General features: G+C 66.0%; 13 protein-coding genes. 4 read left to right on the forward strand and 9 right to left on the reverse strand.

Annotation, left to right across the window (positions count from 1 at the left end):
* Positions 1 to 86: 86 nt before the first annotated feature.
* From RCF34_RS21320 to RCF34_RS21355, 8 genes are all read right to left on the reverse strand, one after another.
* Entirely contained in the window at positions 87 to 350 is a 264-nt protein-coding gene (locus tag RCF34_RS21320; RefSeq protein WP_308709978.1) for a hypothetical protein, read from the reverse strand.
* 113 nt (positions 351 to 463) lie between these two features.
* Positions 464 to 1,369 carry a GTP cyclohydrolase FolE2 gene (folE2, locus tag RCF34_RS21325; RefSeq protein ID WP_308709979.1) on the reverse strand — a complete coding sequence of 302 codons (906 nt, stop codon included), beginning with the start codon at positions 1,367 to 1,369 and terminating at the stop codon, positions 464 to 466.
* Positions 1,370 to 1,383: 14 nt separating this feature from the next.
* Positions 1,384 to 2,613 (reverse strand): zinc metallochaperone GTPase ZigA, encoded by a 1,230-nt coding sequence (zigA, locus tag RCF34_RS21330; RefSeq protein WP_308709980.1) that lies wholly within the window; start codon positions 2,611 to 2,613, stop codon positions 1,384 to 1,386.
* A 202-nt stretch (positions 2,614 to 2,815) separates the two neighbouring features.
* A complete protein-coding gene (locus tag RCF34_RS21335) occupies positions 2,816 to 3,550 on the reverse strand; it encodes an SDR family oxidoreductase (protein WP_308709981.1) in 735 nt (244 codons plus the stop codon).
* 129 nt (positions 3,551 to 3,679) lie between these two features.
* Positions 3,680 to 4,651 (reverse strand): LysR family transcriptional regulator, encoded by a 972-nt coding sequence (locus tag RCF34_RS21340; RefSeq protein ID WP_308709982.1) that lies wholly within the window; start codon positions 4,649 to 4,651, stop codon positions 3,680 to 3,682.
* Positions 4,652 to 4,743: 92 nt separating this feature from the next.
* Positions 4,744 to 6,264, reverse strand: coding sequence for a tripartite tricarboxylate transporter permease (locus tag RCF34_RS21345; RefSeq protein WP_308709983.1), 1,521 nt, complete (start codon positions 6,262 to 6,264; stop codon positions 4,744 to 4,746).
* Positions 6,261 to 6,779, reverse strand: coding sequence for a tripartite tricarboxylate transporter TctB family protein (locus RCF34_RS21350; RefSeq protein ID WP_308709984.1), 519 nt, complete (start codon positions 6,777 to 6,779; stop codon positions 6,261 to 6,263). Before RCF34_RS21350 ends, RCF34_RS21345 begins: the two co-directional genes overlap by 4 nt.
* 28 nt (positions 6,780 to 6,807) lie before the next feature.
* Positions 6,808 to 7,806: a tripartite tricarboxylate transporter substrate binding protein gene (locus RCF34_RS21355; RefSeq protein WP_374941223.1), complete on the reverse strand. Its 999-nt coding sequence runs from the start codon at positions 7,804 to 7,806 to the stop codon at positions 6,808 to 6,810.
* A 293-nt stretch (positions 7,807 to 8,099) separates the two neighbouring features.
* Here RCF34_RS21355 and RCF34_RS21360 point away from each other — a divergent pair, with 293 nt between their 5' ends.
* From RCF34_RS21360 to RCF34_RS21375, 4 genes are all read left to right on the forward strand, one after another.
* A complete protein-coding gene (locus tag RCF34_RS21360) occupies positions 8,100 to 9,419 on the forward strand; it encodes an MFS transporter (RefSeq protein WP_308709985.1) in 1,320 nt (439 codons plus the stop codon).
* Positions 9,412 to 10,362: an amidohydrolase family protein gene (locus tag RCF34_RS21365; RefSeq protein WP_308709986.1), complete on the forward strand. Its 951-nt coding sequence runs from the start codon at positions 9,412 to 9,414 to the stop codon at positions 10,360 to 10,362. Before RCF34_RS21360 ends, RCF34_RS21365 begins: the two co-directional genes overlap by 8 nt.
* Positions 10,359 to 11,372 (forward strand): 4-hydroxythreonine-4-phosphate dehydrogenase PdxA, encoded by a 1,014-nt coding sequence (locus RCF34_RS21370; protein WP_308709987.1) that lies wholly within the window; start codon positions 10,359 to 10,361, stop codon positions 11,370 to 11,372. The genes RCF34_RS21365 and RCF34_RS21370 overlap by 4 nt, the downstream gene beginning before the upstream one ends.
* A 94-nt stretch (positions 11,373 to 11,466) precedes the next feature.
* On the forward strand, positions 11,467 to 12,642 hold the full coding sequence (locus tag RCF34_RS21375) for an L-rhamnonate dehydratase (protein ID WP_308709988.1): 1,176 nt from the start codon (positions 11,467 to 11,469) through the stop codon (positions 12,640 to 12,642).
* Between the two features lie 79 nt (positions 12,643 to 12,721).
* Here RCF34_RS21375 and RCF34_RS21380 read toward each other — a convergent pair whose 3' ends face one another.
* The gene (locus RCF34_RS21380) at positions 12,722 to 14,650 is read right to left on the reverse strand and encodes a UvrD-helicase domain-containing protein (RefSeq protein ID WP_308709989.1); all 1,929 of its coding nucleotides are present in this window, start codon (positions 14,648 to 14,650) and stop codon (positions 12,722 to 12,724) included.
* Positions 14,651 to 15,094: the final 444 nt, after the last annotated feature.

Consider the following 15,094-nt stretch of genomic DNA (forward strand, 5'->3'; position numbering starts at 1 on the left):
GACTCAGCCGACATGGCGGTGGCTGAAGGAAGGGGGCAGCGCTCGAGAACGGGATCCGCCCCGGGCTTTGCCCCGACACTCAAGGGTTAAAGCGTCTTCTTGTAGTCCTTGTCCATCTTCTTGTCTTCGCGGGGGCGTTCCTTGTCCAGGTGGGTATCGGTGCGGTCGGCTTCGTTGGCGGCATGGGCCGCACCCTGGTCGACTTCCTTTCGGTCGTGGCGGGTGTCCTTGCTCACGTCACGGCCGTCCTGGCGGATGCTCTTTTCCACTGGGCTTTCGGCCAGCGCGACGCCCGTGCCGAGGACGCCCAGCAAGACAACCATGGTTGCTGCGGTAAGGCGTGATTTCATCGAGAAGCGCTCCTGCGTTGAGACAGGGGGAATGGTCGCCCAAGGCGACCGCTTCGTTTGCAGTAAAGCGCTAAAGCGGCCGTTGTGAAAGGAAAGCTGCAGCGACGCCCTGGTCAAGCGGGCGAGCTGGAGGCCCAGGCGGACGCATCGTGCGGATGCAGACTCTCCAGATGGCGCACCTGGATGCTCACGTCCCGGTAGCTGTCACGCAGGGCGACCAGCAGGCGGCGGGCGGCGTCCTCGACGAACATCAGGTTGCTGCCATTGAGCGCGGCGAAGGCCTGTTCGTCGGCGCGCTTGGCGGCGGTTTGCACCGGGGTGCCCAGGGCCCTTTCGCACTGGTCGATCAGGGGCAGCAAGCCGAAGTCGGCTGCACCTGCCGGTAGGCTGATCCGCACCCTGGCCAGGCTGCGCTGGCTGTGCGGGGTGGCCAGGGAGGCGTGACGTCTCAGCCAGTGGGCGACGGTGGCTGGATCGAGCTGCGTGGCGGTCCCGTGCTCGGTAAGAAAGGCCCGCTCGACCAGTTGTCGGGACAGGGCGGCGGAGCAGGGGCAGGTGGAGGCGTAGAGGATCTCGACGCGGGCGCTGAGTTGGAAGACGCCGGCCACCCAGCAGGCTTCCAGGCGTACGGGATAGCGTTTCCAGCCGCTCAGCTCGGTGGTCATCAGGGCCGGACGGCGAACCAGCAGGGCGAAGTCCAGCCGCAGGCGGGCGGCGCGGGAGTCGCAGCTGCGGTGGCTGGCGACCATGTCGCTCAGCAGCAGACGCAGGCGCTCGGGCGTCAGGAGGGCTTCGCCGCTCAGGCGATCCAGCAGCTGATAGAGCCGGGACATATGGATGCCCTTGGCGGTGGCCGCGGGCAGGTCGACCTGGACGTCGGCACTGGCGGGCAGCAGACCGCCGAGTTCGCCCTTGCCGAGGCGGATCGGCAGGTCGATACCCTGCATGCCGACCCAGTCGAGGGCGGCGGGCCGTTCGGCGGTCTCGCTGAGGGAGACATCGGGCAGGATGGCATTCATGGGCAGGGCTCGGCTCAGTGGGGATCGGCGGGCTGGGGCCAGTCGCTGAAGGGGTTGTGCAGGCGCATCCAGGCCGAGGGGCCAGCGGCGAGTTCCCGGTCGGTCAGCAGGCAGGCATCCAGGCGGGCGCGCAGATCGGCTTCGTCCATCTCCATGCCGATGAGCACCAGCTCCTGACGAGCATCGCCGACACCGGCGTGCCATTTCTCCTTGATGAGAGCGACGGTTTCTTCATCCTCCGGCCACTGCTCGGGGGGGACCGCGGCCCACCAGCGCCCGGCCACCCCGTGGCGGGCCACGGCGCCGGCCTGGGACCAGGTGCCGGCGTGGGCGGGATGGCTGGCCAGCCAGAAGTAGCCCTTGGAACGGATCACGCCGGGCCACTCCTGCTCGACCAGGGCGAAGAAGCGCTCGGGATGGAAGGGGCGGCGCGCCTGGTAGACGACGCTTGAGATGCCGTATTCCTCGGTCTCGGGAGTGTGTTCGCCGCGCAACTCCTGCAGCCAGCCCGGCGCCTGGGCGGCGGTGTCGAAGTCGAAGAGTCCGGTCTGCAGCACGCGCTCCAGGGGGACGGCGCCAAAGCTGGTCAGCTCCAGCCGCGCGCGGGGATTGAGGCTGCGCAGGATGGCCAGCAGGCGATCGCGTTCCTCCGCCTCGACCAGATCCAGCTTGTTCACCACCAGGACATCGCAGAATTCGATCTGCTCGATCAGCAGGTCGACCACGGTGCGTTCGTCTTCCTCGCCTAGGGATTCGCCGCGAGACTCCAGGAGGTCGCTGGAGGCGTAGTCGCGTAGGAAATTGAAGGCGTCCACCACGGTGACCAAGGTATCGAGCTGGGCGACGTCACCGAGGCAACGCCCGTCTTCGCCAGCGAAGGTGAAGGTCTCGGCCACGGGCAGAGGCTCGGAGATCCCGGTGGATTCGATGACCAACTGATCGAAGCGGCCATCGCGGGCGAGGCGTTCGACTTCCAGCAGCAGGTCTTCGCGCAGGGTGCAGCAGATGCAGCCGTTGCTCATCTCCACCAGCTTTTCCTCGGTGCGCGACAGCTCGGCGCCGCCGTCGCGCACCAGGGCGGCGTCGATGTTGACCTCGGACATGTCGTTGACGATGACCGCCACCCGCCGGCCTTCGCGGTTGTTGAGAATATGGTTGAGCAGGGTGGTCTTGCCGGCGCCGAGAAAGCCGGACAGCACGGTGACAGGGAGTTTATTGCTGGGGAAGCTCGCTTGGATCGTCATGTTTATCACGGCTAGGGTCGGTCGTAGGGCAGGGGCATTCGTGTAGCAGGGGCTTCAGGATAATTTAGCACGTTATAACATAACATTTCATGGGGTTAAGGACGTATCTGTGGCTGTACGGCAACCTCTGCAGCTAAGCGGGAGGGTGACTCAGGCGGCCCGCCATAAATCCAGGTGGGCTGCCCTCAGCCACAGGCGCTACCTAGACGTGCTGACCGCCGTTGATATGGATCTCGGCACCGTTGATGTAGCAGGAGCGTTCGCTGCAGAGGAAGTAGATGGTCTCGGCCACTTCCTCGGGGGTGCCCAGGCGCTTGAGCGGCACCTCGGCTTCCACCAGACCATCGGTACCGGGCGAGAGGATGGAGGTGGCGATCTCGCCCGGTGCTATGGCGTTGGCGCGGATGCCGCGGGGGCCGAATTCATGGGCCAGTTCTCGGGTCAGCGCGGCGAGTCCTGCCTTGGAGGCGGCATAGGCCACCCCCGCGAAGGGATGCACCCGGGAGCCGGCGATGGAGGTGACGTTGACGATGCTGCCCCGAGCAGCTTCCAGCTCGGGCAGCAGGGCGCGGGCCAGCAGAGCGGTGGAGACCAGATTGACGTTCAGGACGTGGGTCCAGGTCTCGGCATCCGATGCGGCTACCCCGAGACGACCGCCATCCGGCCCCTTGGGCGAGATACCGGCATTGTTGACCAGGGCATCCAGCTTGCCGCTGGGCAGGCGTTCGCGGACCGTGGCGACCAGGTGATCGATCTGGGAAAGGTCGGCGAGATCGGCCTGGATGTGCGCGTCGCGGGCTTCCGGCCAGGCGCATTCCTCGGAGAACGGCTGGCGAGAGACGGTGAGCAGACGCCAGCCCAGGTTGCGGAACAGCTTGACGGTGGCGTGACCGATCCCGCGACTGGCGCCGGTGAGCAACATGGTGCGCTGGCTCATGGGCGACCCCGGCAGGCAGCGGGGCGGGCGAGGGGCGACAGGACGGGCATGGTAGGTGACTCCGGTGTCTGGCAGGCCGGTTCACTATGCCCAAGCAGGGCGGGTGGGGCAATCGATGGGCCTTGCCGGTCAGCCGGGTGGGCTCGCCGGGCCCTCGTCGTGGCGCAACCGCCCGTGCTCGCTGCGGACCGCGGCCATGAAGGTCTGCATGGCCGAGGACTGCACGCGGTGGCGCCGACGGATCAGTCCATAGGGCGGCAGGCGCGGCTCGAAGGCGATGGGCAGCACCGCCAGCAGGTGCCGACCGGGATAGTCGTTGACCACCGACAAGGGCGTGACGCCGAGCATGTCGGTCTGCTGCAGCAGCGCCAGCAGGGTCATGATGGAGGTGGTCTCGACGATGCTGCCGGGGATGTCGACCCGGGCATCGTGGAAGGCCTGGTTGATGATGGCCCTCATCGGGCTCGGGTGCTGCTGCAGCACCCAGGTGTGCTCCTGCAATTCGCCCCAGGTGAGATGAGTGGCCTGGGCCAGGGGATTCTGGGCGCCGGCGATCACGCAGAGCACCTCTTCCCCCAGGCTGTCGAACAGCAGCTCCTCGGCACGTGCACCGGTGGGGATGCGCCCCAGGACCACGTCCAGCTGGTCCTGCAGCAGCGCCTGGACCAGCACGTCGCTGGTATCCACCTGGATGGACATGGACAACCGCGGATGGCTCTGCTTGAGCGTGGCGATGGTGCGGGTCAGCAGCCCCGACGCCAGCGCTGGGATGGCGCCCACCGCGACGCGACCGAGATTGCCCGACTCCAGTGCGACCAGCTCCTCGCGCATGCCCGAGAGTTCGGCGAACACCATCCGCGCGTAGTAGATCACCGTCTCGCCAAAGGCCGTCGCGCGCATGCCCCGTGGCAGCCGCTCGAACAGTCCCACGCCCAGCAGATTCTCGATCTCGTGCAGCATCTTGGTGGCGGCCGGCTGGGTCATGCCGATGTCGTCCGCGGCGCGGCGCAGCGAGCCGAATTCCGCCAGCGCCAGCACCAGCCGCAACTGGCGCAGGCGCAGACGGCTGTGGATGGTGTGGGCATCGGGAATGCGCGTCATGCTGGCGGACCTTGGGGCAGGGGAGCCGGCTAGGGTAGCGCATGCGCCCAGGCCCGGCATCGGCGGGGTACGTCCGCGCCAGGCCGGGGCGTTCACGAGGGCCGTACCTTGGCCCGCGGCTGGCCCTGGCGCAGCGCCTGCAGGCCCCGCGCGAGCAGGGGCCAGCAGAGCATCAGCAGCGCCGCGGTGGTCAGGCTGCCCACCAGCGCGTTGGACCAGAAGATACCCAGTTGGCCATCGGAGAACAGCATCGACTGGCGGAAGGCGTCCTCGGCCTTGTCGCCCAGCACCGCCGCCAGCACCAGCGGGGCGATGGGATAGCCGAGCTTCTTGAAGGCGTAGCCGAGGATGCCGAAGCCGAGCATCAGCCAGACGTCGAACAGGCTGTTGTGCACCGAGTAGGCGCCGATCACGCAGACGGTAAAGATGATCGGCGCGATGATGCAGAAGGGGATCCGCAGGATGGCGGCGAACAGCGGCACCGTCGCCAGCACCACGATCAGGCTGACCACGTTGCCCAGGTACATGCTGGCGATCAGGCTCCAGACGAAGTCGTGCTGTTCGGTGAACAGGGTCGGGCCGGGGTGCAGACCCCAGATCATCAGGCCGCCAAGCATCACCGCGGCGGTGGCGGAGCCGGGAATGCCCAGGGTCAGCATCGGCAGCAGGGCGCTGGTGCCGGCACTGTGGTCCGCGGTCTCCGGGGCGATCACCCCTTCCAGCTCGCCTTTGCCGAAGCCCTCGCGATTCTTCGAGAAACGCCGCGCCAGGCTATAGCTCATGAAGGACGCCGCGGTAGGTCCTCCAGGTGTCACGCCCATCCAGCAGCCCACCAGGGCGCTGCGCAGCCAGGTCAGCCAGTAGCGCGGCAGTTGTTTCCAGGTACCGAGCACGGTGCGCAGAGTGATGCGCGCCTGCTCGCCACGAAAGACCAGGCCTTCCTCCACGGTGCAGAGGATCTCGCCTATGCCGAACAGGCCGATCACCGCCACTTCGAAGCTGATGCCCGAGAGCAGTGCCGGCTGGTCGAAGGTCAGGCGCAGATTGCCGGACACCGTATCCATGCCCACCGCCGCCATGGCGAAGCCGATCATCATGGCCGCCACCGTCTTCAGCGGCGGATTCTTGCTCATGCCGATGAAGGTGCAGAAGGCCAGCAGGTAGACGGCGAAGAATTCCGGCGAGCTGAATTCCATGGCGAAGGCGGCGATGCGGCTGGAAAGGAAGGTCAGCAGCAGCACCCCGACCAGGGCGCCCAGCAGCGCCGAGGTGAAGGCCGCGGTCAGGGCCTCGCCAGCGCGGCCCTGACGCGCCAGCGGATAGCCGTCGAAGGTGGTGGCCACCGACGAGGGTTCGCCCGGGATGTTGAACAGGATCGAGGTGATGGAGCCGCCGAACAGTGCCCCCCAGTACATGCAGGAGAGCAGGATGATGGCCGAGGTCGGGCTCATGGTGAAGGTCAGCGGCAGCAGCAGGGCGACGCCATTGGGCGCGCCCAGGCCGGGCAGCACCCCGACCAGGATGCCGAGCAGCACGCCGATCACCATCAGGGCGATGTGATGGAAGGACAGGATCAGGCCCATCCCGTGCATAAGGGAATCGAATTCGCTCATGACAGGCTCCTCAGCAGGCGGGCGAGGTCGGCCAGGGGCCCGGCGTCCAGTGGCACCTTGAACCAGAGGGCGAAGACCAGATAGCTGGCCAGGCTCACGCCACCCGCGGTGGCGAGGATCTGCCATACGCCATAGCGCCTTTGCCGCTGGCGATCCCGCGCCATGAACCAGGCGATGAACAGGAAAGCAGTCAGATAGAGGCCCAGCAGGGGCAGGGCGACGACGAAGGCCAGCATCGGCAGGAACACCCGCAGCACCTGGCCGAAGGCGGCGCGCTCGACGAAGCTCGTGCGCAGCGTCTGCCAGCGCCACAGGGTCTGCAGCGCCGTGGCCAGGCTGGCCAGGGTCAGCAGCAGGCCGATGTAGAAGGGGAAGTAGCCCGGCTCGGGGCCGGCATCGCCCCAGCCGATACCCTGTTCCAGACTGCCCACCATCACGATGCCACCGAGTCCGGCGGTGAAGGCCGCCAGGCCCAGTTCCACCCAACGGGTGGTGATCAGCGAATCTCCGGTCATGGCCGTCTCTCCTGTGTCGATGCGCCGATCAGCGCTTGAGCCAGCCCGCGTCCTCGAACACCGGGGTGACCCGGGCGGTGTCCTGGGCGATGTAGTCCTGCAGCGCCTGACCTTCGAGGAAGGTGGGCACCAGCGCATTGCGCTCGATGTAGGCCTTGAACTCCGGCGTCTGGCTGACCTTGCGCAGCAGCTCCACATAGAAGGCCCGTTGTTCCTCGCTGACCCCGCCCGGCAGCAGCACGGTACGCGGGAAGCGGTACTGGTCGATGCCGAGGCCCTGCTCCTTGCAGGTGGGCACGTCGGACCAGGCCTGGGTCTCGGTCACCTTGGCGGTGTAGGCCATGCGTGTCTGGCTGAACACGCACAGCGGCACCACCTGTCCGCCGCGCCACTGGCTCAGGCTCTCGCTGGGGTTGTTGACGTTGGAGGTGATGTGCTTGCCGGCCAGTTGGGTCGCCGCCTCGCTGCCGCTCTTGAAGGGAATGTAGGTGAGCTTGGTGCCCTCGGTGCGATTGAGCAGCAGGGTCAGCGTCTGGTCGACGTCCTTGGACTGGCTGCCGCCCATGCGCTTGCCGGCCGGATCCTGCTTGATCGCCTCGATGTACCGGCCGGCATCCTTCCAGGGCGCGTCGGCATGGGTCCAGAGGATGAAGTCATCCTCGGCGATGGCCGCTACCGGGGTGAGGTCGGCGAGCTGGTAGCCGAGCTTGGCGGTCAGCGGCAACAGGTAGACGTTGTTGGTGGCGATGACCAGTTTGTCCGCCTCGCCCTTGGCCATCTTCATCTCAAGGAAGGCCTCGGCGCCATTGCCGCCGCCCTTGTTCATCACCACGGTGCTGGCGTCGAGCAGCTGGTGCTGGGTGATGATCGACTGGATCAGTCGGCCGAGCTGGTCGGTGCCGCCACCGGGGCCGCCGGCGACCACGATCTCCACCTTGCCTTCGGGTTGCCAGGCAGCCTGGGCGGCGGGAGCCACCATAGCGGCCAGGCCTAGGGGGAGGGCGGCGAGCAGGGAAGTGCTGCGCATGGGACTACCTCTTTCTTGTCGTTGTTTTGAGTGGGCCGAGTGTGCGCAGCACCCGGCGATCCTGACCACTCAAAAGATGGCATGTACCGATAGCCTGGAGTTATGTCTGGCGCTGCGCTTTGCCTGAGACCCTACAGTAAGAGGGCAGTAAGGGACGAGCAAGAATTGCCCTATATCCTGTGGCTATACACCTATGCGTAGATTTGATTAGACGGTTATCACCTCCCGGCTGATAGTCGACCTCGCCAGCCGGCAGCTGAACACCCATAACAAGAATCCCAGGGGTCCACGCCATGCTCTCGACGTTCCGTTCCTCACGCCTTGCCGAGGCCGCCGTACCCACGGCGCTCCAGGCCTCCCGCGTCCGCTGGCGCATCTTCGCCATCATCTTCGGCCTCACCGTCATCAACCTGGTGGACCGCGTGTCGCTGTCCATCGCCATGCCCACCATCGCTCGCGAATTTCAGCTGACGCCGGCCATCCAGGGGCTGATCCTCAGCAGCTTCTTCTGGGCCTATGCGCTCCTGCAGATTCCCGGCGGCTGGCTGATCGACCGCTACGGCCCGCGCCGCGTCATCGGCTGGTCCACCGGCCTCTGGGGCGTCTTCCAGACCCTCGCCGCCTTCGCCACCGGCGGGCTGTCGCTGATCTTCGCTCGGGTCGCCCTGGGCGCCGCCGAAGCGCCACTGTTCCCGGCCGGTGGCAAGCTCAATTCCCTCTGGCTGGCCTCCAGCGAACGCGGGCGCGGCGCGGTACTGATGGATTGCGGCGGACCGCTGGGCGTGGCCCTGGGCGGCCTACTCATCGCCTACCTGATCGCCGTCTTCGGTTCCTGGCGCACCGCCTTCTTCATCGCCGGTATCGCCACCCTGGCCATGGCCTGGCTCGCCTGGCGCTACCTGAGGGACGACCCGGCCACCCACCCCGGGGTCAATGCCGCCGAGCTGGCGTGCATCAATGAAGGTCGCACCACCTCGGTGGCCCAGGCCGCCAAGGCCGGCGCACGGGGCCTGGGCATCGCCCGCCGCTCCTTGGCCGGCATCCTCATCGGCCGCGCCAGCTGGGCCATGGTCTTCTTTGGCCTGCTGACCTGGGGGCCCAGCTACCTGGCCCAGGCTCGCGGCTTCGACATCAAGGGCATAGGCGCCGCTACCTTCGTCATCTTCCTCTGCGGCGCGGCCGGCTCCCTGGTCGGTGGTTTCCTCTGCGACCTGCTGGTGCGCAAGGGGATGCGTCGTGGTCTCGCCGCCAAGGGACTGCTGTCCTGCTCCGGCCTGGTGGCGCTGGCAGCCTTCCTGCTGCTGCCGCGGCTGACCGATCCCTATGCCGCCGTGGCGCTGCTGGCGCTCACCGCCTTCTTCCTCATGTGGGGCAGCCTCTACTGGAGCTTCCCGGCGCTGCTGGCGGCGCCGGCACGCGTCGGGCTGATCGGTGGGGTGATGAACCTGGCCGGCAGCCTCGGCGGCATCGCCGTGCCCATCCTGGTCGGCCTGCTGCTGCAGCACCTGGGTGGCTATCCTGCGGTGCTGGGCTTCTTCGCCCTCTGCTCCGGCCTGTTCATCCTCGGCACCCTGCTGATCGCCCTGGACCAGCGGGAGGTGCAGCATGGCTGAACTCTATGACGGCCCCATCGTCGATGCCCACCACCACTTCTGGGAGCCCCAGCGCAACTTCCACCCCTGGCTGTCTGGCACGGAAACCATCCCCTTCCGGTATGGCGACTACAGCGCCATCAAGGGTGACTACCTGCCCGAGCACTACCTGGCCGACGCGGCCGGCCATGAGGTGGTCCACACTGTCTATGTCGAGACCGAGTGGGATCCGCGCGATCCCCTGGGCGAGACCCGCTACGTCCATGACCTGGCACGCCGCCATGGCGCGCCCAACGCGGTGGTCGCCCAGGCCTGGCTGGATGCCGAAGACGTCGCCGAGCTGTTGGCTGCCCAGGCTGCCTTCGAACGGGTGCGCAGCGTGAGACACAAGCCCGGTGGCCCGGCGCGCCCCGAAGAGGTGGGCAGCCGGCACACCCTGATGAGCGACGACCGCTGGCGCCAGGGCTACGCCGAGTTGCAGCGCCACGGCCTGCACTTCGATCTGCAGACGCCCTGGTGGAACCTCGACGAAGCCTGTCACCTGGCGCGGGATTTCCCGGCCATCCAGTTGATCCTCAACCACACGGGGCTGCCGTCCGACCGCAGCGCCGAAGGTCTGGCCGCCTGGCGCGCTGCCCTGGCCCGCCTCGCCGAATGGCCCAACGTGGCGCTGAAGATCTCCGGCCTGGGCCTCGCCGGCCAGCCCTGGCGCGCCGACGACAACGCTTGGATCGTCCACGAGGCCATCGCCGTCTTCGGTCCCGAGCGGGCCATGTTCGCCAGCAACTTTCCCGTCGACCGCCTGTGCGGCAGCTACGACACCATCATCGGCGGCTTCAAGCGCCTGGTGGCCGACCTGCCCATCACGGCGCAGCGCCAGCTCTTCCACGACACCGCCCAGCGCCTGTATCGCCCGGTGGCCGACGTCATCCGCCTGGACACCTACCTGAGGACTTTCGCATGAGCAATTCCCCGCTTCCCCGCCTGGCCCTGGTGCTGGGTGACCCGGCCGGCATCGGCCCCGAACTGATCGCCCGCCTGCTGGCCGATCCCGAGGTGCGCAGCCGCGCCCGCATGGTGCTGATCGCCGACGAGGACGAGGCGCGCACCGGCATGCGCATCGCCGGTTGCGAATACTCCTACCGCCGCATCGACAGCCTGGATGCCCTCGATTTCCAGGACGACGTGCCTCTGCTGTATCCCTACCGCGGCGGTGCCGAGGGCGCCTTCCCCCGCAGCGAAGCCAGTGTCGTTGGTGGCCGCTACAGCCTGGATACCCTGGCCGTCGCCCTCGACCTGACTCGGGCCGGCCACACCGACGCCATCCTCTTCGGTCCGCTCAACAAGACTTCCCTGCACCTGGCGGGCATGGGCCATAACGACGAGCTGCACTGGTTCGCCGAGCACCTGGGCTACCAGGGGCCATTCTGCGAATTCAACGTGCTCGACGACCTCTGGACCTCGCGGGTGACCTCCCACGTCGCCCTCAAGGACGTCCCTGGTCTGCTCAGCCAGGAACGGGTGATCGAGGCGATCCAGCTGATCGACCACGAACTCAAGCGCAGCGGCCTGGCCAGACCGCGTATCGGCGTCTGTGGGCTCAATCCGCACAATGGCGACAACGGCAGCTTCGGCCGCGAGGAGCTCGACCTCATCGGCCCGGCCGTAGAGCGCGCCAGGGCGCTCGGCATCGCCGCCGACGGTCCCTATCCGGCGGACACCATCTTTCTCAAGGTCCAGGGCGATGCCCGCGCCTTCGATGCGGTGGTGACCATGTACCACGACCAGGGGCAGATCGCGATCAAGCTGATGGGCTTCTCCCGCGGCGTCACGGTGCAGGGCGGCTTGCCCATTGCCATCGCCACGCCTGCCCACGGCACCGCCTTCGACATCGCCGGCCAGGGTCGCGCCAACGTTGGCGCGACCCGCCAGGCCTTCGAGATCGCCTGTCGCCTGGGCGCGTCCCGCCACTGATTAGCTACCGGAGCGCCCCAGGCGCCTCCCGAATCCACCGAACCGGCTCATGGAGCCGGCCGGCCTGACTCATGCTCGAAAAAAGGAAAGTCCGATGAAAATCACCAGCGTCCGCACCCGCGTCTTCGAATGGAAAGGCAAGGTCGTCCCGCCCCAGGCGCACTTCTGCACGAACGCCACCGATATCCTCTATGAGCGCGGCGACGCCATGGGCTCCTTCCGCTTCCACGGCTGGCTGGTGGTGGAGATCGAAACCGACGGCGGCCTGGTCGGCCTGGGCAACTGTGCCCTGGCGCCGCGGGTGGCGAAGGAAATCATCGACCTGTACCTGACACCCATCGTCATGGGCCAGGATCCCTTCGACAACGAATACCTCTGGCAGAAGATGTATCGCCGCACCCACGCCTGGGGCCGCAAGGGCATCGGCATGGCCGCCATCTCCGCCGTCGACCTGGCGCTCTGGGACCTGATGGGCAAGGCGGTAGACAAGCCGGTGTTCAAGCTGCTGGGTGGCCGGACCAAGGAAAAGATCCCCTGCTACGCGTCCAAGCTCTACGCCAACGACAATCTGGATCTGTTCCTGGAGGAGGCCCAGGGCTATCTCAACCAAGGCTTCGACGCCCTCAAGATGAGATTCGGCTACGGTCCCAAGGACGGCCCCGCCGGCATGAGACGTAACCTCGAACAGGTGCGCGCCCTGCGTGAACTCGCCGGCCCCGACGTCGACATCATGCTGGAGTGCTACATGGGCTGGACCCTGGAATACGCCCGCCGCATGCTGCCCAAGCTGGCCGAGTTCGAACCGCGCTGGCTGGAAGAACCGGTCATCGCCGATGACATCGAAGGTTACGTCGAGCTCAAGAAGATGGGCATCATGCCCATCTCCGGCGGCGAGCACGAATTCACCTCCTACGGCTTCAAGGACCTGCTCGAGCGCCGCGCGGTGGACGTCATCCAGTACGATACCAACCGCGTCGGCGGCATCACCGCCGCGCGCAAGATCAATGCCCTGGCCGAAGCCTGGTCGGTCCCGGTCATCCCCCACGCCGGCCAGATGCACAACTACCACCTGACCATGGCCAGCACCGCCTCGCCCATGGCCGAGTTCTTCCCGGTGTTCGACGTGGAAGTGGGCAACGAACTCTTCTACTACGTCTTCAAGGGCGAACCCCAGCCGGTCGGTGGCTACCTGCAACTGGACGACGACAAGCCCGGCCTGGGCCTGGAGCTGTCCGAAGAGCACCTCGAGGATTTCGATGTGATCGAATAGCGGCTGGACTGGCTGCCGCCCTGGGGGGCAGCCAGCTCACGTTACGACGCTGCACGCCGCCATCCGCCCGATGCCAGGCTCAGCCCGCCAGTATCGCCGCCGCACCCCGTGGCTGCCGGGTGTACCACAGCACCCGGCTGACCCCACGGGTCACCGCCACATAGCTGAGGCGCAAAGCCTCGTCGGCCATGGCAGCGTCATAGCTCTGCTGGAAATGCCCGCTGGCGGCATAGAGGGCATTGCGTAGTGGATGGGGCTGCTGGGGCTGACCGTCGTCCAGCACGATCGCCACCTCGGCCTGCAGGCCCTTGGCTCGGTGGATGGTGCAGGTCCGCACGCCGGGCTGACGGCCCAGCTGCTCGTTGATGGCTTTCAAGGGCGCGTTCAGACGACTCATCACCATGACCGCGCACCGCTCCGGCTGCTCTCGTTCCGCTGCATAGCTTCGCTGCGCTTCGATTTCACCTAACAGAGAGGTCAACTGGCGAGCGATATCGAATTGCGGTACGACCTTGACCCCATGACCCTGGTCATCCGCCATGCGGAAGGCCTGGGTTTTCTTGGGCTGCTTGTGGCGTACCTGCGTCAGAATGCGTTCACCGTCAGCCACGATGTCCGGTGATGAACGGTAGTTGGTCCCCAGCATCAGCGTCTGACTCGGCGTCTGGCCTGGAAACCAGCGATCGAAATGAATGAACAGCTCCGGCGAGCTGCCCCGCCAGCCATAGATGGATTGCCAGTCGTCACCGATGGCCATCAGCGAGGGCGCGACTTTCTCCTCGGCGAGCCTGCGCTGTACCTGCTGCAGCCAGAGGGCGATCTGCGGCGAGATGTCCTGGAATTCGTCGATCAGCAAATGGGTGAAGGGCTGCAGGCAGGCAATCAGGGTGCGACTGGGTTTCTTTTCCAGGCGATCCGTCAGCACGGCGAAGGCGGTATTGAAGGTGATCAGTCGTTGTTCCTTCAGCAACCTGCCGAAATGTCGCCAGAACTGCTGCATGGCCTCCAGGAAGATCAGGTCCCGCGTCGAGCACTCCAGCTGGCTGCTCTTTATAGAGCCGATCCGCAGTCCTAGGGTCTCGGCGAATGAGGCCTGGCCATAGAAGAGGTCGGGCAGCGGTTGCGGTTGACGTTCGCCATTGAGTACGAAGGGCTGCAAGGGCGGTGCGCCGGGTGGCTCTTCCTCATTGGGCGCCGCTAGTTCCAGCAACAAATGGACCCGACGACGAAAACCAGCGTCCTCGCGGTAGCAATTCTCGTAGGCCTGTATCAGGAGCTGCCGTTGGCCCTCGTTCAGGGTGGCGCCAGCCAGCATGCCGTTATCCGGTTCATCCTCACCTTTCGATTGAGTGGACAACTGCTCGAACCACTGCGTAGCCCTTAGCTCTGTGCGCGCCAGTTGTGCCAGGGCCGAGTGAAAGGTCCTTACCAGTTCGCGTGCCGCCTCGTCATTCAGCGGAGCCTCCCAGAAGGCCAAGACGCGTTTGAGCTGCGCGCGCAACTCTTCGCAGGAAGCCTTGGTAAAGGAGATGACGGTTAGCTGCTCGCGTGGGATCTCGAGGTGGCACAGCATGAACACCACTCGCAGTACCAGTGTGGTGGTCTTGCCCGAACCGGCACCCGCGAAGATTCGTGTCGCCGGGGCACGAGCCAGGATCATCTTCCATTGTTCCGGCGACGGTGGCTGGATGATGCCCTGAGCAACGGCCTGCTCGACGCGCATTTTCATCCGTTGCTCCTGGGAGCGCTTCACCGTGAAGGCGGGACCATAGAGGGCGGTGGGGGAGGGGGTAGCCGCGGAGGGCTGGACAGTCGATTGCTCCCTCTCCGGCCCCTTGCTGGCGGTCTTCGGCTTAAGGGACGGGGCCGGTTCTGCCTTCTTGCGGCTGCGTGGCTTGGTTTCTCCTTTAATAGGTGGCTCTCCTTTGAGGAAGAGCGTGGTGCGGGGAAACCAATCGCCAAGGGTATTTCTCAGCTGTTGTCGGTAGCGCGCCAGGATGGAAGTCATGCAGTCCTCGAAACATCGTCTGCCTGCATCTTACCTTGCACAGGTGACAGCTCGCCCTCTGCCGGCCTTTTTGGCCGCTGGCGAAAGTTTCTTGAAATAACCTGTTGACCTGTTCCGAAACTCCCCTATAATGCGTCCCACTTCCGGCGCAGACGCTGAAGCGGCTTGAAAATCAAGCACTTAGGTCTGAGCCGGGCGAGGGGTCCAGGGATTCTTCGCCATTTGGCCTTCACCTCCGGGTGATGACGAAATGAAGCGGAGGGGGTTGACAGCGTCTTGGGATGCTGTAGGATTCGCCTCCCGCTGCCGAGATTGGTTGAACCGGTCAGGCAAGCGCAAGTGGTTGAGTTGAAACGAAAAAGTTCAAATCAACGCTTGACAGGATGTGAGGACGGCGTAGAATGCGCGCCTCGGTTAGCGACACGGTCGCAACCAACTGCTCTT

It is taken from the genome of Pseudomonas sp. 102515, from assembly GCF_031085165.1.
Taxonomy (GTDB): Bacteria; Pseudomonadota; Gammaproteobacteria; order Pseudomonadales; family Pseudomonadaceae; genus Chryseomonas.